This is a genomic window from Cellulosimicrobium funkei (assembly GCF_004519295.1).
Classification (GTDB): domain Bacteria; phylum Actinomycetota; class Actinomycetes; order Actinomycetales; family Cellulomonadaceae; genus Cellulosimicrobium; species Cellulosimicrobium funkei.
In genome coordinates this window covers 200170-218855 of the sequence record NZ_SOZH01000007.1, presented here as the reverse complement: position 1 = coordinate 218855, position 18686 = coordinate 200170, and the positions used below count along the sequence as shown (strand labels likewise).

Genomic DNA, 18686 nt, shown 5'->3' with positions numbered 1-18686 from the left:
TCCCCGACACGCGTCGAGCCGTGCGCTCCCGTCGGCGCGTGGACGACGAGCTGCGCCCCTTCGCGGCGCCTGGGCTCGGGGACCTGGCTTCCCCGTGCGACGGGCTGAGGCCCGGGGCCGCCCTCGACCACCCGCCTCGGGCGCAGCCGGACGCTGGCGACAGGACGCGACGGTCCGCTCCGGGAAGCCCTCGGCGCGGCGGGTGGCGCGGACCGAGGAGCGCCCGTCGTCCACGCCCCCCCGCTCAGGGGTCGACGCGGGCCGACGCGGGAGGACTCAGGACGACCAAGGACGACTCAGGAGGGGACCGAGGACGGCGCGACGCGGCGGCGGCGCCGGACCATGCCCAGGGCCACCGACTGACCCAGCGCGAGCACGAGAGCGAGCCCTGCCAGGATCGCGCCCGAACGCACCGCAGGCGTCGTGTACTGGACCGTCACCTGGTCGGCGCCGTCGGGGACGTCGACCTGCAGCAGCCCCTCCGGGCTCACCTTCATCGGGATCACGTCGCCGTCCGCGGTCGCGGTGTAGCCGGGCCAGGCCAGGCGGGCGAAGGTCAGCGTCCCGGAGCCGCTGACGGAGACCGTCTCGGTGGCGAACGAGGAGTCCGAGGAGGTGACCTCGAGGTCGCCCGTCGTGCCCGAGACGCGCCCGGGGAGGGTCAGGGGGTCGATCCGCTCCCACACGGCACGCTCGTCGTCCTCCTCCACGACGCGCCAGCCGTCCGGCGGACCGTCCGCGATCTGCTCCTCGAACTGCGTCTGCTGGAGGACGAGGGTCTCGACCCGCAGGGCGTCGAGGAGGTTCCCCTCCGTGCCGCGGACCGGGCGCAGAGCCTTCTCGAGCGCCTCGGGGCAGACGGAGCCCTTGTAGTCGATGCACAGCGCGTTCGCGAAGTCGCGGTAGCCGATGCCCGTGTAGCGGTTGACGGACTCGTGGCCGGAGACCACGGGCAGGTTGCCGAACAGCACCTGGGCCGACTCGATCGACTCGGACGTCGCCTGCCCCTGGTTCGCCAGCTGGAGCACCGTGCCCCGGAACCCGTCCGCCTGCGCACGGATCGCGCTCACGGACGACGGGGGATAGGTGCCGAGGTTCCCGTCGCTGGGGAACACCGACGTCTGGAAGAAGGTGAAGACGAGCGTGCCCGCGGCCAGGACACCGGCGAGCTGCTCGGTCGAGCGGCGGCCGACACGGAGGGCGAGGGCGACCAGGCCGAGCGTGACGACCAGGACCGCGACGTGGCGCAGCTGGTCCTCGGGCCGGACCGCGAAGGCGAGGTAGGCGCCCAGGAGCACCAGGGAGAGGCTGCCCAGCGCACGGGCGCGGGCGTGCGACGTCGCCAGCCCCGCGGTGAGCGCCACGGCGAGGCCCACGAGGACACCGAGGTACAGGTACTCGATGACGCGCAGCGGCCAGCGGAAGAGCCAGAAGTTCGAGGGCCCGAGCGCCATGACCGCGAAGACGAGGCCGAACACGGCCAGGCTCGGCGCGGTGCGCAGGCGCGCTCCGAGCGCCCCCCAGCGCAGCCACGGGAGGAGCGGCAGGACGAACCATGCCAGGTACACGGAGGGCAGCTGCTCCACGAGGGCGCCGCCCCAGTTCGTGATGGACGGCAGGTAGGAGGCGGTGCTCGACCCGGCGATGTCACCCAGGTCCGGGACCATGAAGGTGTCGTTGGCGATCCGTGCCAGCTCCTGTCGCGACGTCACGTCCTGCGTGCCGAGCAGGGGACCGAAGACGAGCCACGCGGTCATGCCCACGAGCGCGCCGGTGACGACCAGCGAGACCAGCCCCTGCCAGCGGCGCGCGATCAGGAGCTCCACGCCGAGAGCAGCCAGCACGACGACCAGCCCGAGGGCTGCGTAGGGGTTGCCCGTGGTCATCGCGAGGAAGCCGACGACGAACGTGAAGAGCGGCGAGCCGCCGCGGGTGACCTGTCGGTGGGCGACCCACCAGAAGGCGGTGACGCCCACGAACGCGGCGAGGCCCGCCGGCCACCCCGCCGCCTCGTAGAAGAGGGTGAACCCGGACACCGGGAGGGCGGTCGCGACGGCGAAGGCCGGCCATGACCCGGCCCCGTAGGACCGGGCGAGCAGATAGGTGCACACCGCGAGCAGCACGAGCATCTCGATGGCGACGACCGCGCCGGCGAGCGCGAGGTCGTCGAAGAACGACGTGAGGACGTAGTTCCCCAGGATCACCGGGTTCCACTGGCTGTAGGCGGCCTCGGCGGCGTAGTTCCCGCCCATCCACCCGGCCGGGTCCATCTGCGGCCAGACACCGGCACGCAGCTGCTCGCCGAAGTGGTGCCAGAGCGGGACGAACGACTCCGGCGCGTCGCCGTCGTAGAAGAAGTCGTTGCCCCGCCACGCGGCCACCACCCCGAGCAGAACGGTGACGAGCGGCGTCAGCACCGCCGGCAGGGACTGTCGAAGTCGTCCAGGGCGCGCGACGACGCTCATTCCAGCACATCCTCCAGGAAGCGGTTCCACCGCCGGGGGCGGTCTGGCACGGGCTCGGTCGGACAGTCTAGCCTCCGGGCGAGGGCGTCCCGGCCCGTCGGGCCGTCGTCGAGCACCGGCGACGATCGCTACCATGGCACGGCGCCCGAGGCGGAGCGTGACACGAGGACGGAGAACCATGAACCCGACGGCAGGCCGACTGAGCCTGATCATCCCCGCGCTCAACGAGTACGAGAGCGCGGGCGAGATCGTCGACTTCTACCGAGACATCGTTGCTGCGCACGACGACCTGGAGATCGAGCTCGTGCTCGTCGACGACGGGTCGACCGACGGCACCGCGGACGCCGTGCGCGCACACCTGCGCGACGACGACCTGGCGCTCGTGGTGTCGCTCTCCCGGAACTTCGGCTCGCACGCCGCGATCACGGCGGGCCTCACGCACTGCACGGGCGACGCGGCGCTGACGCTCAGCGCCGACCGGCAGGAGCCGCTCTCGGCGGTGGCGAGCTTCGTGGAGGAGTGGCGGTCGGGTGCCGACGTCGTGTGGGGGCTGCGCTCGGTCCGCGCGACGCGTCGCGGCCCGTCCGAGACGTTCGCGCAGACCTTCTCCAAGGTCTTCAACCGCTCGTCGACGGTCCCGACCTACCCGGCCGAGGGCCCGTCCCAGATCCTCGTCACGCGTCGCGTGATCGACGTCATCACCCGCATGCCGGAGAACAACCGCAACGTCCTCGCGATGATCGCCTGGTCCGGCTTCGAGCAGCGCCGCGTGTTCTTCGAGCAGCTCCCGCGCCCCCACGGCGTGAGCAAGTGGACCTCGTCCAAGAAGGTGAAGCTGGTCGTCGACTCGTTCGTCGAGTTCTCCTTCGCGCCCGTCCGCTGGCTCACCACGGCGGGGCTGGCGCTCGGCGCCCTGGGGGCGCTGACGCTCCTCACGTCCCTCGTGCTGGCCTTCTTCCCGGGGGCGCCCGCCGGGATCGCCCTCGTGGCGGGTCTGGTCCTCGCCGTGGGCGGCGCGAACATGGTCGCCCTGGGTGTGGTGGGGGAGTACGTCTGGCGCGCCGGCGACGACGCGCGTCGGCGTCCGGTCTTCGTCGTGCGCGACGTCGTGCGTGCGGGGCGCGCCGCAGCCGTCCGCGACGGCGCCCCGCAGGCCTGATCAGGAGATCGCGGAGTGCAGGTCCCACCCGCTGCCCACGAGCCCGGCGGGGAGGATCGTCCCGCCCGGACCGACCGGGTAGCGGCGCAGCAGGCCGCCTGAGGTCCCAGGCTCCCGAGCGAGGAGCGCGGAGCCGCCCGAGCCGGCCGACCCCGCGAGCAGGTCGAACCCTCCCCAGCCGGAGTTGACGACCTTCGCGTCGAGGATGGTCCCGCCGGGCCCGGTGCGGTAGAGCACGAGCGACCCGTTCGAGCGCAGCCGCCCCAGGAGGTCCGGTCGTCCGTCGCCCGTCACGTCGCCCACGGAGACCACGGCGTCCAGCGCGTGCCACCCGGAGTTGACGGTCCGCGGAGGGTCGAACGTCCCGTCGGCGCGGCCCGCGTACAGCAGCAGGTCACCGAGCATGGTGGTCCGCGCGTACAGGTCGGGCCGTCCGTCGCCGGTGACGTCGCCCGCGGCGACGATCATGTCGACCGTGTGCCAGCCCGTGCCGACAGCACGCCGGGACGTGGACCGGCCGTCGCGGGCCTGTCCGTAGAGCCAGAGCGTGCCGGTGCTGCGCTCCCGCGCGTACAGGTCGGGCACACCGTCCTTGTCGACGTCGCCGGGCGAGCCGATCCAGTCGTGCATCCCCCATCCGGAGCCGACCACCCGCGGCGGCGAGAACGTCCCGTCGGCGCGGCCGGGGTAGAACGACAGCGTGCCCGACGTGGCGTCGCGGCCGTAGGCGTCGGGGACGCCGTCGCCGGTGACGTCGGCGACGACCCCGCCGCTGCCCTGCGTGCCGCCCGCCACCGCCCACCACGTGGAGCGCAGCCCGAACGCCGACCGGAACGCGTCACCGGTGACGGTGACCGACCCGGCCGTCCCCTCGACGCGCACCTGCGTGACGCGACCGCCCCAGCGGCCGTTGCCCGACCGCCCGAGCACGGTCAGGCGCGTGGGAGTGCCGACGGTCGGGTAGGCCGACCGGACCGAGGCGGAGGAGACGACGGCCGTCCACGCGTTCGCGGTGCTCGGCACGACGCCGTCGTACGGGTCGGGGCGGGCGGAGAGGTACGGGAACGAGCCCGCGGCCGTCCACCCTCCGTTCGCCGCCGAGAACTGCGTGAAGGCGTAGCTGCGAGGACCCCCGGTGATGAGCACGTTGCCCGACGTCGCCGCGATGGCGGCGGTCGTCGCGGCGGCCTCGTGCGTCGCCGTCAGGGTGCCGTTCATCGTGTACGACGCCCTGCCGGAGTAGACCTGGCACGCCGTGGTGTCGCACGTGTCGATCTGGCCCCCGGCGTTCTGACGCTGGTGGCTCGCGTAGGTCCTGGCGGCCACCGCCTGCGCCCCGAGCGCCGCGGCCGGCCAGCTCGACGGCATCTCGGCAGGGACGACCGACAGGAGGTAGCTCTCCAGGGGGACGATGTTGACGGTGACGAGCGCCCCCTTGTCGACGGTGGCACCGACCCCGCCGCGGTACTCGCGCCGGTCGTACGACGGCCGGACGAGCCGCACGGCGCCGTCCGCCGCGTAGAAGGTGCCCCAAACGCCCGGGACCAGGCTGTACCGCTCCCACGTCGCGCGGGATGCGTCGACGTAGTCGAGCACGAGGTCCGAGGAGCCCTGGCGGACCAGGCGCCAGCTGAGCACGGCGCTGCCCCGGGGAGACACCGTCGGGAGCGGGAGGTCGCCTCCGCCCCAGCGCAGCACCAGCCCTGGTTCGCCGTCGACGACGACCTCCCCGGACCTGCCGGTCGACAGCCGGACCACGATCGGCTCGTCCGGCTGCCCCGTGAGAATCGTCCCCGGGTAGTAGAACCCGAGGATCTGCGCCGACGACTGCCCGAGCGAGGCGGCGCCGCGCGCGCCCCACTGGGACAGCCCTCGACCGTGGCCGTAACCGTGCCCCCACAGCTCGAAGTTCCCACCGGCGTCGGGCACCGCGGTCTCGTCCGCCGCGGCCGGTCCGGAGAGGGGGAGGAGCAACGCGATGCTGGCGACGAGCACGACGAGCGCCCTCGTCAGACGACCCACGACCATGAGCAACCTTCCTTGACACGCCCTGGCGCCGTCGCGGGCCGCTGCGCGGCGTGGGCGTTGGTAGACTTCGACGGACCTAGGAGGAACATGACACGGAACGTCGCACTCGGCCAGCCCACCGTCGGAGAGGAGGAGCTTGCCGCGGTCGCAGGCGTCTTCGAGTCCGGATGGCTCTCAGGAGCCGGGCCCGCCTGCCTCGGGCTCGAGGCGGACTTCGCCCAGGTCGCCGGGGTGCCCCACGTCCTCGCGACGTCGAACTGCGGGTCGGCCCTCCACCTCGCGCTCCTCGCCCTCGGGGCCGGGCCGGGTGACGAGGTCATCGTCGGCGACTACACCTTCCCCGCGACCGGGCACTCGGTCATGTGGACCGGCGCCAAGCCGGTCTTCGCGGACGTTCGTCCGGACATCTGGTCGATGGACCCCGCAGCCGTCGAGGCGGCGATCACGCCGCGCACGGTCGGGATCGTCGCGGTCGACGTCTTCGGGCAGCCGGCCGACTACGACGAGCTCCGTGCGATCGCCGACAAGCACGGCCTGTGGCTCGTCGAGGACGCGGCGTGCGCCGCGGGCGCGACGTACAAGGGCCGCCCGGCCGGGAGCCTCGCCGACGTCGCCGCCTTCAGCTTCCACGGCCGCAAGGGCATCACGGCGGGGGAGGGCGGCGCGCTCGTGAGCGCCCGCGCCGACCTCGTCGACCACGCGCGCAAGCTCCACACCTACGGGATCGCGCCGGCGATCGTGCGCGACGCCTCGACCGAGCTCCCGGTGCCGTCCTTCGACGAGCTCGGCTACAACTACCGCCTGTCCGACATCAGCGCGGCCATCATGCGCGTGCAGGTCCGACGCCTGCCCCAGCTGCTCGAGAACCGGACGAAGGCGGCCGCGGGCTACGCCACGCTGCTCGGTGACCTGGAGCAGGTGACCCTGCCGGTGGAGCTCGAGGACCGGACCCACCCGTGGCAGTCGTACGTGCTCACGCTCGACCCGGGGCTGGACCGGGGTGCCGTCGCGCTCGCGCTGCGCTCGCGTGGTGTGGGCTGCAACTTCGGCACCTATGCGAGCCACGTCCAGCCGCTCTACGGCGCCACGGAGGCGTGCCCCGTGTCGGCCGACCTGTTCGCCCGGCACATCGCCATCCCGATGCACGCCAACCTCACGGACGACGACGTCGAGTACGTCGCGCAGGTCGTCCGCGAGGTCGTCTCGACGGCCGCGACGACTCGTCGCTGACCAGAAGCCCACCGAACCACCGCCACTGAGGGAGCTCTTCATCCATGTCTGAAAACCGCACGGCCTTCGTCACCGGCGGTGCCGGGTTCATCGGCCTGCACGTCGTCTCGCAGCTTCTCGACAAGGGCTACGACGTGCGCATCTTCGACAACATGTTCCGCGGCGACCGCGACGCGGTCGCGCGTCTCGCCGAGCGGGGCAACGTCGAGCTCATCGACCAGGACATCCGCTACGGCGGGGCGGTCCACGCGGCGATGAAGGGTGCGAGCCACGTGGTGCACCTCGCCGCCGTCTCGATCAACAAGAGCCAGGCCGACCCGTACGAGTCGATGGAGATCAACACCATCGGCGAGCACAACGTCTTCGCTGCGGCGGCCGACCACGGCGTGAAGCGGCTCGTCTTCGCGTCGAGCGCGTCGGTCTACGGCGACCCCGAGAAGCTCCCCATGCACGAGGACGACACGCTCTCGCCGCTCACGCCCTACTGCATCTCGAAGCGCACCGGTGAGGACCTGCTCGGGTACTACCAGCGCCGCGCGGGGCTGTCGTGGATCGCGCTCCGGTTCTTCAACGTCTACGGACCGGGCCAGAAGACCACCGCCTACTACACGTCGGTGATCAACCACTTCGTGAACCGCATCCGCAACGGCGAGCCGCCCGTCATCGACGGCAAGGGCGAGCAGTCGATGGACTTCATCCACGTCCACGACATCGCGCGGTCCGTGGTGCTCGCCATGGAGGCGGAGAAGGACAACGTGCCGGTGAACGTCGGGACGGGCATCGACACGTCCATCGCGGACCTCGCCCGCATCCTGATCGACGCTGTCGGCGCCGACGTGGAGCCGATCTTCAACCCGCGCGACGTCCTCGTGAGCCGCCGTGCCGCAGACACCACGCGCGCGAAGGACGTGCTCGGCTTCGAGCCGACCATCAACGTCAAGGACGGCATGACCGAGCTCATCCGCATCGGGGGCTGACCTTGGCCGAGGACCGGGCCGGCCTGCCCGCCAACCCGTACAACCCGCTCGCGTGGATCGTCGGGGAGCCGACCATCGGCCAGGGCACGTGGATCGGCGCGTTCACGGTGATCGACGGCTCCGGTGGGCTCACCATCGGGGAGGGCTGCGACATCTCGTCGGGCGTCCAGATCTACACCCACTCGTCGGCACGGCGCTGCGTCAGCGGACGTCGCCACCCGACCGTGGACCGGGCGCCCGTGACGATCGGGGACCGCGTCTTCGTCGGCGCGGGGGCGGTCATCAACATGGGAGTCACGATCGGGGACGAGGCGGTGATCGGCGCGGGAGCGGTGGTCACCAAGGACGTCCCTGCCCGGACCGTGGTCGCGGGCGTCCCGGCGCGTCGCGTCGCCTCGGTCGCGTTCGGCCCTGACGGCGTCCCGGAGTTCACGCAGGGCTGACGCGACACGGGCCTGCGTACACGAGAGGGGCGCACTCACACCGCGTGTGAGTGCGCCCCTCTCGCGCGTCAGGAGACCGGTCAGGCCTGAAGTGCCGCCTCGGTGGCGGCGTCCGCCTTCGCCTGCAGCGCCCGGGAGACGATCCGGTGCGAGGGCAGGATCGAGCGGCGCTCCTCCTCGGCGTCGGCCGTGCCCTCGACGAGGTCGAGGAAACGGTTGAGCTGGGTGACCAGGGGCTCGGCACCGACGATCTCCGGCACCTCCATCTCCGTCGCCTGACGGAACCCGGGGCCGCCGTCCCGCGCCTCCTCGATCGTGGTGTGGCGGTACGCGGTGACTCCGCGCCGCAGCAGGTCGACCTCGATCATGCGGTCGAGCTCCTGGATGACGAGCGTCCGGACCTTGCGCTGGCCGATCCGGCTCGCGGAGACCGTCGCGATCCCGCCGCCGTCGAACCGCATGGACGTCTCGATCACGTCCTCCGCACCCGGCGCCGACTGCGGGCTGAAGTGGCCCACCTCGACCGAGAGGGACCGAGGATCGGCGTTCCCGAAGAACCGCGACACCAGGTCGACGTCGTGCACGAGGAGGTCCCACGCCACACCGGTCTTGATCCGGGGCGCGTACGGCGAGTGCCGCTCGGCGCGGATCAGGTGCGGCTGCTCGACCATCGACAGCGCGACCATCACGGCGGCGTTGTACCGCTCGAGGAGGCCGCACATCAGGGGGACGTCGGCCGCGAGGGAGGCCGCGAGGATCTCCTCGGTCTGCTCCAGCGAGGGGCAGACGGGCTTCTCCACGAGGAGCGGACGGCCCGCCTCGATGACGTTCTTGGCGATGTCGTAGTGGTACTCCGTCGAGGCGGCGACCACCACCGCGTCCACGCCGGCGAGGCCGTCGGTGTCCGGCGCCCAGCGGGCCCCGAAGCGCTCCGCGACGGCGCGGCCCGTCTGCTCGTGCGGGTCGACCACCAGCGCGAGCTCGGCACGCGGAGAGGCGGCGATCACGCGGGCGTGGTTCTGCCCCATCGAGCCCGCGCCTACGAGGGCGAGCTTCGGCGCCGCCATCAGGCGAGGACCTTCCGGAGCGAGTCGGCGATCGTCTCGACGTCCTCCGAGGAGAGGTACGCGTGCACCGGGATCGAGAGACAACGACGGACGACGGCGTCCGCCACGGGGGCGTCACCGATGACGACGTCCTCGCGGTCGCGGTAGCAGTCGTAGTCGTAGACCGTCTTCGGGTAGTACACGCCGCTGCCCACGCCGTGCTCGTCGCGCAGGCGCTCGATGATGCTCTCGCGGTGCTCCGCGCGCTCCTCGGGGAGCAGGACGGTGTACTGGTGCCACACGTGCTCGCGCCCCGGGAGCTGCTGGGGCAGGACGAGCCCGTCGACGTCGCCGAGCAGCTCGGTGAGCCGTGCCGCGTTCGCCCGCCGCTTGGTGAGGTTGTCGCCGTAGGAGTCGAGCTGCGGCAGGACGAGCGCCGCCTGCAGGTCGGTCATGCGGTAGTTGTGGCCGGCGACCTCGTACTGGTAGCGCTGGCGCATCCCCTGGTTGCGCAGGACCCGCAGCCGGTCGGCGAGGTCCGCGTCGTTCGTCGTGATCATCCCGCCCTCACCGGTGGTGAGGTTCTTGGTGGCGTAGAACGAGAAGCTGCCCAGGCCGAACGTCCCGGCCCCGCGGCCCTCGAACGTCGCGCCGTGCGCCTGCGCCGCGTCCTCCACGATGCGCAGCCCGCGCTCCTCGGCGAGCGCGCCCAGACCGGTCATGTCCGCCGTCTGGCCGTACAGGTGCACCGGCATGAGGACCTTGGTGCGGTCCGTCACCGCGGCGCGCGCCGACTCGGGGGTCAGGTTGAAGTCGTCCGTGGAGATGTCGCCGAACCGCGCCGTCGCCCCGGCCTCGAGGATCGCGTTGAGCGTCGCGACGAAGGTGAACGGGCTCGTGACGACCTCGTCCCCCGGCTGCAGGTCGAGGACCTGCAGCGAGGCCACGAGCGAGGTCGTCCCGTTGTTCACGGCGACGGCGTGCTCAGCCCCGACGAGCTCGGCGAAGCGCCGCTCGAACTCGGCGACCTTGGGGCCCTGGGCGATCGTGCCCGAGCGGATGACGTCGACGGCGAGCTCCTCTGCCTGGGGGCTGAGCCGCACGACGGAAATCGGAATCATCGATCATGCCTACTTTCCACGGTCCTCTACGGGCGTCGACGCTCAGACGTCACCGGGTGCGCGATGCGTGGGGCGCCTACGTCGGTGCCCCCCGGCTCCTGGGTAGAATCACCCGGGTCAGTTGCCGTCCGCCCCATCCTAGTCACCCGTACGACGCTGCTGGGGACGGACCAACGGCCCCTCGACGCAGTGCACGAGTCCTGAGGCGCCAGGGGGATTCTCGTCGGCGACCTCGTTCTGAAGGAGTACCGTGACCACCCACCAGGGACATCCCCGCATCCATCCGACGGCGTACGTCGGACCAGGCGTGGAGCTCGGCGCCGACGTGGCGCTCGGCCCGTACGTCACCCTGTTCGGCCCGCTGCGCGTGGGCGACAGGGTGTGGATCGGGGCGGGGGCGAGCGTGGGTGCGCCGCCGGAGATCGCGTCCCTGCGACAGAACACCGCCTGGACGGGCGACCTCGAGCACCAGGGTGTCGAGATCGGTGCGGACTCGGTCCTGCGCGAGCGCGTCGTGATCCACCAGGGCAGCGCGCGGCGCACTGTCGTCGGCGCCCGGTGCTGGCTCCTCAACGGCGCGTACCTCGCCCACGACGTCCAGCTCGGCGACGACGTGACCGTCTCCGCGGGCGTGAGCGTGGGTGGTCACTGCACGATCGGGTCCCGCGCGACCCTGGGGATGAACGCGGTCGTGCACCAGCGCCGCGTGATCGGCCCCGGTGCGATGGTCGGCATGGGCACGGCGCTGACGGGGGACGTCCCCCCGTGGACGAAGGTGTTCGGCGTGCCGCCGCGCCTGCACGGGGTGAACGCCGTCGGCCTGAGCAGGGCTGGAGCCGCGCCCGAGGTGGCGGACCTCCTCGCGTCGCGCTACGCGGACGGCGACCTCCTGCTGGACGACGCGGCAGGCCTCGACGCGATCGCCGCGGACCGCGCGGCATGGCGTGCGGCGGCGCCGACCCGACCGGTGCGGTCGTCGCTCGAGCGGGCGGCCCGCGAGATTCGGGAGGCGGTCTGATGGAGGACGCCCTGGACCGCGAGCACGTGTCCGAGCTCGCGCCGGAGAACCCGTCGACGGAGCCGGCCCCGCCGGCCGCACCCGCGCAGGACGGCGCGCCCGCCGCCGAGCCGCGGGCGCGCGACAAGATCCTCAACGTCGCGCGGTACGTGCTCCTGGCGACGGTGGTCGGGGCGGCCGTCTTCTACCTGTGGACCAACTGGGACGAGGTGCTGCCGTACCTGCGCGACATCTCTCCCTGGTCCATCGTCCTCTCGCTGGTCGCTGTCGTCGCGTCGATCGGGTGCGCGACGATGAGCTGGCAGGTCCTCGTCGACGACCTGGGCAAGCCGATCGGACCCGGGCGCGGCGCTCAGGTCTTCCTCGTGGGGCAGCTCGGCAAGTACCTGCCGGGATCCGTCTGGGCCTACGTGCTCCAGCTCGAGCTGGGCCGCAAGGCCGGGCTGGCGCGGGCGCGCGTCTTCGCGGGGACGCTCTTCTCGATCGCCGTGACGATCGTGGCGGCCCTGCTCGCGGGAGCCCTCGCCGTCCCGGAGATCGTGCGCGAGAACGGCGACCTCTCCTGGCTCTACTGGCTCTACCTCATGCTGCCGGTCGCGCTGATCTGCCTGCACCCGCGCATCCTCACGGCCGCCGCGCGCTTCGGGTTCAAGATCCTGCGCCGCCCGCGCCCCGACCACCCGGTCTCCTACCGCACCGTGCTGGCCTCCCTGGCCTGGGCTCTCGGCTCGTACCTGTGCAGCGGTGCCCACCTCTGGCTCCTGGCGCGCTCGAGCGCCGAGGTGGGTCCGTCGGTGTGGTTGCTGTGCGCCGGCGTGATGGCGCTCGCGATGCTCGCCGGCCTGTTCGCGTTCATCCTGCCCTCCGGTGCCGGCGTCAGGGAGCTGGTCATCGTGGCCGCGCTGGCACCCCTCGTCGGGACGCCCGCCGCGGTGGCCTACGCGACGGTATCCCGGCTGCTCTTCACCGTGGCCGACCTGATGACCGCCGGGGGTGCGGCCGGCCTCGCGGTCGTCGCCAAGCGTCGTCTCGGCCACTACCACGGGGATCCGGGCATCGACTGACCGGCACCGCTCCCGACCTGCGGAGACGCGGGGCGCTGCCTAGACTGCCGAGGGGCAGGACACGGCGTCCGCCGAAGGGGCAGGTAACGGAATGCTGGCAGCAAGGACGGCAGGGGCGGTGCTGTGCGCCGCGTTGTGCGTACCCACGACGGCTGGCGCCGCGTCGGCGGCGCCGACGGCGCAGGGCCCGGCACCGAACGTCACCGTGGCCGTCCCGGGTGACGTGACGCACCCCGCGGTCGACGCGCAGCAGGACGCGAGCACCGACGTCGCGGCGTTCGACCTCGGCGACGCGCCGGTCGTGCCGGCCGACGAGCCTGCCGCACCGGACGCGCAGGTCTCGGCCGAGGTGGCCGCGGCACAGGACGCACCGGTGCTCGGAGCGGTCCCCGCACGGGCGGTCGACGTCGACGGCGCGACCATCGTCGGGGTGACGTGGAAGGGCACCGTGTCGCCGGACCGGGTCGAGGTCCGGGCCCAGGGTGCGGACGACGAGTGGTCGGAGTGGACGGCGCTGGAGCCGGAGCAGGACCCCGACGGCGACGGCGGCGGCACCGACCCGTGGTTCACCGGCGGGGCCGCTCGCGTCGAGGTGCGCGCGTGGGGGCCTGACGGCCCGATGGCGGAAGGCCTCGACGTCGCGGCGATCTCGACCGACGTCACCGACGTCGACAAGCAGCTCGGTGCCCAGGCTCCCGGCGTGCAGCTGGTCGGGTCCCGGGGGAGCAGCGCAGGCCGCTCGGCCGCCCTGGCAGGCCCGCTGCGGACGGGGACCGCGCCTGCGCCCCCGACCGTGATCTCGCGGGCCCAGTGGGGCGCCGACCCGGCACTCATGACGTGGACCCCCCAGTACGCGCAGACGACGGTGGCCGCCGTCCTGCACCACACCGCCGGGTCCAACAGCTACACCCCTGCCCAGTCGCCGGGGATCGTGCGCGGGATCTACGCCTACCACGCCCAGTCGCGAGGCTGGGGCGACATCGGCTACAACGTGCTCGTCGACCAGTACGGGCAGATCTTCGAGGGCCGCTTCGGCGGACTGACGATGGCGACGGTCGCCGCGCACGCGGGCGGGTTCAACTCCGGCACGTTCGGCGTCTCGATGATGGGCGACTACTCCTCCGTCGCGCCGTCGGCTGCGCTGCGCGAGTCGGTCGCCCGGATCATCGCGTGGCGGCTGGGCGGGTCCTACCTGTTCGACCCGTGGGAGGTCTCGACCTACGTGACCCCTGGGCACTCCACCTCCCGCTTCTCACCGGGTACGGGGGTGCGGATCTACCGGATCCTGGCGCACCGGGACGTCGCGTACACGTCCTGCCCGGGCAACGCCGGGTACTCGATCCTCCCGTGGCTCCGGAATCGGGTCGGCGAGCTGACCGGCGCGGCCAAGACGCAGATCTGGAGCAACTGGCAGGCGCTCGGCCGCACGTGGGGCGACGTGGGCCAGCTCGAGTCCGACGTCGGTACGGGGTCGGCCGCGTACTTCACGAACGGGTTCAGCGCGACGTACGAGCCCGGCGTGGGGGTGCACTCGATCTCGCCGCGCATCCGACCGGGCTGGCTCGCCGGGTCGGGGTTCACCGGCATGGGGTTCCCGCGGAGCTTCGAGTTCGACGTCGGCGACCGGCGAGGGCGCGCGCAGGAGTTCAGCGCCGACGCGAGCGTCGTCTGGAGCCCGCAGACCGGGAGCCAGGCCATCGGCGGTGACCTCCGCCGGGGCTGGTGGCGCGAGGGCGGCGCGACGGGCTGGCTCGGCTACCCCACGACCTCCCAGCGGTTCGTCGGGGACGGCCGCGGAGTCTTCATCGAGTTCGAGAGCACCGGCTCGCTCCTGTCGACGCCGACCACGGGCACCGCCGCGATCTCGGGGGCGCTCCGCTCGGAGTGGTGGCGGACGGGCGGTGCGACGGGAACCCTCGGGTACCCGAACCGGACGCAGTCCCCGGTCGGGGACGGCAGAGGTCTCTTCGTGGAGTTCGAGAAGGGGGGCTCCGTCCTGTGGACCCCGACCACCGGGGCCAGGACGCTGACCGGCGGTGTCCGCGCCGCGTGGTGGCGCAGCGGGGGAGCCACGGGTCTCCTCGGCTACCCCACGCGGTCCGAGGGACCGGTGGGGGACGGCGTCGGGACGTTCGCCGAGTTCGAGGGCGGCGGCACCATCCTCGCCACGGCGTCGACCGGTGCGCACGTGATCCACGGCCCGGTACGGCACTACTGGTACGGGCGCGGCGGCGTGAACGGCCTCGGCTACCCCACCACGGACCAGAAGCGGACCGCGGACGGCAGCGGGTGGGAGATCGACCTGGCCGCCGGCGTGACGACGGTCTCCGCCCCGTCGGGCGCGACCTACACCGTGTGGGGGGCGATCCGTGACCGGTGGCGTGCTGCCGGAGGGACCCGCGGGCCGGGCTACCCGGTCTCCGAGCCGGTCAACTACGCCGGGCGCGCCGGTGGGTACAGCTCGTTCTCGTCAGGTGCGCAGGTCGCGTGGACGCCGACGACGGGCGCTCTCCTCGTGCCGGCGGCGGTCGCTCGCGGCTGGTCGGACCGGGGAGGCTACGCGGGTCGTCTCGGAGTTCCGGTCGCCGAGGCCGTGACGACCGGCGGGACGACGACCCAGCGGTTCGAAGGGGGTACCCTGACCGTGCGCGACGGAGTTGTCACGGGCTGACGGAACTCCGTCCCGCCCCCGTCGCCGCGTCAGTCACGTCGGTGAAGGGTCGTCATGTCGCGAGTCGTAGTGGTAGGTGCGGGAATCGTCGGTCTTGCCGTCGCCGAGAGGCTCTCGCGGCGTGGGGACGAGGTCGTCGTCCTCGAGAAGGAGGAGCGGCCCGCGGCGCACCAGACCGGGCGCAACTCCGGCGTGATCCACTCCGGTCTCTACTACACGCCGGGCTCGCACAAGGCGCGGATGTCGGTGGCGGGCGCGAAGTCCATGACGGCCTTCGCGCGCGAGCACGGGGTGACGGTCGACATCTGCGGCAAGCTCGTCGTCGCGACCTCGGACGACCAGGTCGCCCAGCTCGATCGTCTGGCCGCGCGGGCGGTGGAGAACGGCGTCCCCGCTCGCGTGGTCTCGGCCGAGGAGGCACGCGAGTACGAGCCGTACGTCCGCGCGGTGCGCGCCCTCCGGGTCGAGAGCACCGGGATCGTGGACTACGTCGGCGTGTGCCGGGCGATGCTCGACCTCGTCCTCGAGCGGGGCGGCGAGATCCGCTACGGCGCGGAGTTCGTCTCCGCGCGGACGGAGCCGAACGGCGTCGTGGTCGAGACGACCCGGGGCGAGGTCCGCGCAGACTCGCTCGTCGCGTGCGCGGGCCTCTACAGCGACCGTGTCGCGGCGGCCTCCGGGCTCGAGCCCGAGGCGCGCATCGTCCCGTTCCGAGGCGAGTACTTCGAGCTCGTCCCCGAGCGTCGCTACCTCGTCAACGGACTCATCTACCCGGTGCCCGACCCGGCGTTCCCGTTCCTCGGCGTGCACCTGACGAAGATGGTCGACGGGTCCGTGCACGCGGGCCCGAACGCGGTCTTCGCGCTCGCGCGCGAGGGATACCGCTGGCGTGACGTGGACGTCAAGGAGCTCGCCGGGTCCCTCGCGTGGCCGGGACTGTGGAGGCTCGCGGCGCGCAACGTCGCCGCCGGCGTGAAGGAGGGTCTGCGGTCCGTCTCGGGGCGCGCCTTCGCGCGCAGCCTCTCCGAGCTCGTCCCTGGCATCGGTGTCGACGACCTGAGCCCGGCGGAGGCCGGGGTCCGCGCGCAGGCGCTGCGCCGGGACGGCACGATGGTCGACGACTTCCTCGTCCAGGGCACGTCGCGCCAGGTGCACGTGCTGAACGCCCCGTCACCCGCCGCGACGTGCGCCCTCGAGATCGCCGGTCACATCGTCGACGAGCTGGACTCGGTCACCGCCTGAGGGGGCACGACCCGGTCGTCCTCGGGCGGGAAGGGGCGGGCCCGGCGTCGGCCGCCCAGCACGTGGACGACGGCCAGCACGAGAGCCGCCAGGAGCCCGCCGGCGGCGATCGCCGCTCCGGTCGTCAGCCCGGGACTGCGGAACGACAGGGTGACGTCCGTGGTCCCGGCGGGGACGCTCACCTCGAGGAGTCCGTACGGCCCCTCGCGGACGGCGAGCGCACGACCCTCGCCGTCCTGAGCGCCGTACCCCGGCCACGCGAGCCGGTCGAGGAGCACCGTCCCGTCTCTGTCGGCGACGACGCGCACGTGCACGGAGCCGTCCTCGGCCGTCGTCGCCTCGGCCGAGACGACTTCCTCCGACGGGGTGGCCGTGACGTCGGGTGCGGGCGTGGGACGGACGAAGACGACACGGTCGGCGTCGTCCACGACCTCGCGCCAGCCGCTGGGCCGCACGATCTCCTCCGGCTCGAACGAGGCCTTGCTGTAGACGAGCGTGTCCACGCCGAGCGCATCGAGCAGCGTGGCGTCGTAGCCGCCCTCGACCGGGTCCTGCAGGCGCTCCGCGAGGCTCGCGCAGCCCGTGCCGCCGCGGTAGTCCATGCACAGCGGCGACGTGAAGGACGGGAAGTCGATGCCGGTGTAGCGGCCGAGCGTCTCCAGTCCCGCCGCCGCGCCCTGATGACCGAACACGAGGTGGCCCTCCCGCACGGCGCTGGAACCGGGCTCCAGCGCCTCGATCGAGCCGAGCTGCAGCACCGCTCCTCGGTAGGGCGCGGTCGCGGCGCGCAGCTCGGTGAGGTCGTGCGCCGCCCCGCGGTCGGCGGCGACGCCGAGCTGCTGGTGGCTCCACCCGAACAGCGACGCCTGCGCCGGCGCCACGACGAGGCACCCTGCGACGAGGGGCACCACGACCCAGCGCGCCCCGAAGCGGCGTGCGACCAGCACGGCGGCCGCGACGAGCGCGAGCACCGTGCCGGCGAACGCGAGGTGCACGGTCCAGTCCTGCGGCGTGACGGCCCAGGCGTTGAAGAAACCGAAGGCGACCACGGTCGCGCTGAGCGCGGCGCGGAGACCCCGGTGGGAGCGCGCGAGACCGAGGGAGAGCAGCGCTGCGAAGAGCACGCAGACCCCGACGTACGTGTACTCGACCAACCGGATGGGCCACCGGAAAAGCCAGATCTGGGCGGGTCCGACGGTGAGGAGGAGCATGAGCGAGGTGAAGACGAGCGGTCCTACGAGACGCTTGCCGAGTGCTCGCGCCGCTCCCCAGCGGAGCCAGGGGAGGAGCGGGAGGACGAACCACGCGAGGTACGTCGAGGGCACGTAGTCCGAGCGGGAGTACCACGCCAGCATGGACGGCAGGTAGGAGGGGCTGCTCATGCCCGCGAGGTCCTGGAGGTCGGGGACCATGTACCCGTCGTTGGAGACGGCCTCGGGAGCCTGACGCACGGTCACCCCGAGCGTCCCCACCAGGGGCAGGTACACGACGGCGGCAAGCGCCCCGACGCTCGCTCCGAGGACCACCAGACGCCCGAGCGTCGACCACCGCCGCCGCACGACGAGGTCCGCCGCCAGGGCCGCCAGGACCACGAGGATGCCGAGGATCGCGTAGGGGTTGCCGACCGTCACGGCCAGCCCGCCGAACGCGAACGCGACGAGCGGGTTCAGGGTGCCGCGGGAGTACCGGTGCGCGGCCCACCAGAACCACACCACCCAGGTCGTGGCCATGAGGCCGGACGCCCAGTTGCCGGCACCGTAGAACAGCGTGAAGCCGGCGAGCGGCATGGCCAGACCGACGCTCACCGCCGGGCCCCGCGCCGCACCGTAGGACCGTGCGAGCAGGTAGGTGGCAACGCCCAGGAGCGCGAGGAACTCCGTCATGACGACGAAGATCCCTCGAGCGAGGTCGTCGAAGCCGGACAGCAGGACGAAGTTGGCGAGGCTCACGGGGTTGAGCACGCCGTAGGCCGCCTCGGCGACGTAGTTGCCCCCGGCCCAGCCGGCGGGGTCCATCGGCAGCCAGCGGCCGGCGCGGAGCTCCGTCCCGAGGTGGTGCCACAGGGGGGCGAACGACTCTGCGTTGTCCCCCCAGAACCCGAACATCCGGTCGAACGCCTTGACGAGGACGGCGGCGACGATGACGCCGACGGCGACACCGAGACTGGTGAGGAGTTCGGCAGCCCGAGGGCCGATCCGACGGACGGGCATGATGCTCCCCTG

General features: G+C 72.6%; 13 protein-coding genes. 8 read left to right on the top strand and 5 right to left on the bottom strand.

The features are described 5' to 3' along the window. Positions 1–296: 296 nt before the first annotated feature. Positions 297–2465 (bottom strand): hypothetical protein, encoded by a 2169-nt coding sequence (locus E1O70_RS13175; RefSeq protein ID WP_128957445.1) that lies wholly within the window; start codon positions 2463–2465, stop codon positions 297–299. Between the two features lie 178 nt (positions 2466–2643). Here E1O70_RS13175 and E1O70_RS13170 point away from each other — a divergent pair, with 178 nt between their 5' ends. After that, positions 2644–3624, top strand: a complete 981-nt coding sequence (locus tag E1O70_RS13170; RefSeq protein ID WP_061267490.1) for a glycosyltransferase family 2 protein — start codon at positions 2644–2646, stop codon at positions 3622–3624. On the opposite strand, the gene E1O70_RS13165 is transcribed toward E1O70_RS13170, so the two are convergent. Continuing rightward, positions 3625–5652: a SpoIID/LytB domain-containing protein gene (locus E1O70_RS13165; protein ID WP_061267491.1), complete on the bottom strand. Its 2028-nt coding sequence runs from the start codon at positions 5650–5652 to the stop codon at positions 3625–3627. An 87-nt stretch (positions 5653–5739) separates the two neighbouring features. Between E1O70_RS13165 and E1O70_RS13160 the strand changes: the two genes are divergently transcribed. Genes E1O70_RS13160 through E1O70_RS20595 form a run of 3 tightly spaced genes read left to right on the top strand, consistent with a single transcriptional unit; the run spans position 5740 to position 8302 of the window. Next, the gene (locus E1O70_RS13160; RefSeq protein WP_061267492.1) at positions 5740–6882 is read left to right on the top strand and encodes a DegT/DnrJ/EryC1/StrS family aminotransferase; all 1143 of its coding nucleotides are present in this window, start codon (positions 5740–5742) and stop codon (positions 6880–6882) included. A 44-nt stretch (positions 6883–6926) separates the two neighbouring features. Continuing rightward, a complete protein-coding gene (locus tag E1O70_RS13155) occupies positions 6927–7859 on the top strand; it encodes an NAD-dependent epimerase/dehydratase family protein (protein WP_061267493.1) in 933 nt (310 codons plus the stop codon). A gap of 2 nt (positions 7860–7861) precedes the next feature. Continuing rightward, a complete protein-coding gene (locus tag E1O70_RS20595; protein WP_061267494.1) occupies positions 7862–8302 on the top strand; it encodes an acyltransferase in 441 nt (146 codons plus the stop codon). Positions 8303–8382: 80 nt separating this feature from the next. On the opposite strand, the gene E1O70_RS13145 is transcribed toward E1O70_RS20595, so the two are convergent. Together E1O70_RS13145 and E1O70_RS13140 are read right to left on the bottom strand one after the other, a co-directional pair. Continuing rightward, entirely contained in the window at positions 8383–9369 is a 987-nt protein-coding gene (locus E1O70_RS13145; protein WP_061267495.1) for a Gfo/Idh/MocA family protein, read from the bottom strand. Continuing rightward, positions 9369–10469, bottom strand: coding sequence for a DegT/DnrJ/EryC1/StrS family aminotransferase (locus E1O70_RS13140; RefSeq protein ID WP_061267496.1), 1101 nt, complete (start codon positions 10467–10469; stop codon positions 9369–9371). The genes E1O70_RS13145 and E1O70_RS13140 overlap by 1 nt, the downstream gene beginning before the upstream one ends. 250 nt (positions 10470–10719) lie before the next feature. Here E1O70_RS13140 and E1O70_RS13135 point away from each other — a divergent pair, with 250 nt between their 5' ends. The 4 genes from E1O70_RS13135 to lhgO all read left to right on the top strand — a co-directional run bounded on the left by E1O70_RS13135 (position 10720) and on the right by lhgO (position 16464). Further along, positions 10720–11487 carry a DapH/DapD/GlmU-related protein gene (locus E1O70_RS13135; RefSeq protein WP_061267497.1) on the top strand — a complete coding sequence of 256 codons (768 nt, stop codon included), beginning with the start codon at positions 10720–10722 and terminating at the stop codon, positions 11485–11487. Continuing rightward, positions 11487–12551, top strand: coding sequence for a lysylphosphatidylglycerol synthase transmembrane domain-containing protein (locus tag E1O70_RS13130; RefSeq protein WP_082774385.1), 1065 nt, complete (start codon positions 11487–11489; stop codon positions 12549–12551). Before E1O70_RS13135 ends, E1O70_RS13130 begins: the two co-directional genes overlap by 1 nt. A 91-nt stretch (positions 12552–12642) precedes the next feature. After that, positions 12643–15222, top strand: coding sequence for an N-acetylmuramoyl-L-alanine amidase (locus tag E1O70_RS13125; protein ID WP_082774386.1), 2580 nt, complete (start codon positions 12643–12645; stop codon positions 15220–15222). 54 nt (positions 15223–15276) lie between these two features. Continuing rightward, complete coding sequence (gene lhgO, locus E1O70_RS13120) at positions 15277–16464, top strand: L-2-hydroxyglutarate oxidase (protein ID WP_061267499.1); 1188 nt, start codon at positions 15277–15279, stop codon at positions 16462–16464. Here the strand turns inward: lhgO and E1O70_RS13115 are convergent. Continuing rightward, a complete protein-coding gene (locus E1O70_RS13115) occupies positions 16428–18674 on the bottom strand; it encodes a glycosyltransferase family protein (RefSeq protein ID WP_061267500.1) in 2247 nt (748 codons plus the stop codon). The two genes, lhgO and E1O70_RS13115, sit on opposite strands and share 37 nt — an antisense overlap. Positions 18675–18686 lie beyond the last annotated feature (12 nt).

Bases quoted from the DNA above. Each gene is read 5' to 3' on its own strand.
- lhgO (WP_061267499.1), top strand. From the start codon at position 15,277: ATGTCGCGAGTCGTAGTGGTAGGTGCGGGAATCGTCGGTCTTGCCGTC.
- E1O70_RS13115 (WP_061267500.1), bottom strand. From the start codon at position 18,674: ATGCCCGTCCGTCGGATCGGCCCTCGGGCTGCCGAACTCCTCACCAGT.
- E1O70_RS13175 (WP_128957445.1), bottom strand. From the start codon at position 2,465: ATGAGCGTCGTCGCGCGCCCTGGACGACTTCGACAGTCCCTGCCGGCG.
- E1O70_RS13160 (WP_061267492.1), top strand. From the start codon at position 5,740: ATGACACGGAACGTCGCACTCGGCCAGCCCACCGTCGGAGAGGAGGAG.
- E1O70_RS13170 (WP_061267490.1), top strand. From the start codon at position 2,644: ATGAACCCGACGGCAGGCCGACTGAGCCTGATCATCCCCGCGCTCAAC.
- E1O70_RS13145 (WP_061267495.1), bottom strand. From the start codon at position 9,369: ATGGCGGCGCCGAAGCTCGCCCTCGTAGGCGCGGGCTCGATGGGGCAG.
- E1O70_RS13130 (WP_082774385.1), top strand. From the start codon at position 11,487: ATGGAGGACGCCCTGGACCGCGAGCACGTGTCCGAGCTCGCGCCGGAG.
- E1O70_RS13165 (WP_061267491.1), bottom strand. From the start codon at position 5,652: ATGGTCGTGGGTCGTCTGACGAGGGCGCTCGTCGTGCTCGTCGCCAGC.
- E1O70_RS13125 (WP_082774386.1), top strand. From the start codon at position 12,643: ATGCTGGCAGCAAGGACGGCAGGGGCGGTGCTGTGCGCCGCGTTGTGC.
- E1O70_RS13140 (WP_061267496.1), bottom strand. From the start codon at position 10,469: ATGATTCCGATTTCCGTCGTGCGGCTCAGCCCCCAGGCAGAGGAGCTC.
- E1O70_RS13155 (WP_061267493.1), top strand. From the start codon at position 6,927: ATGTCTGAAAACCGCACGGCCTTCGTCACCGGCGGTGCCGGGTTCATC.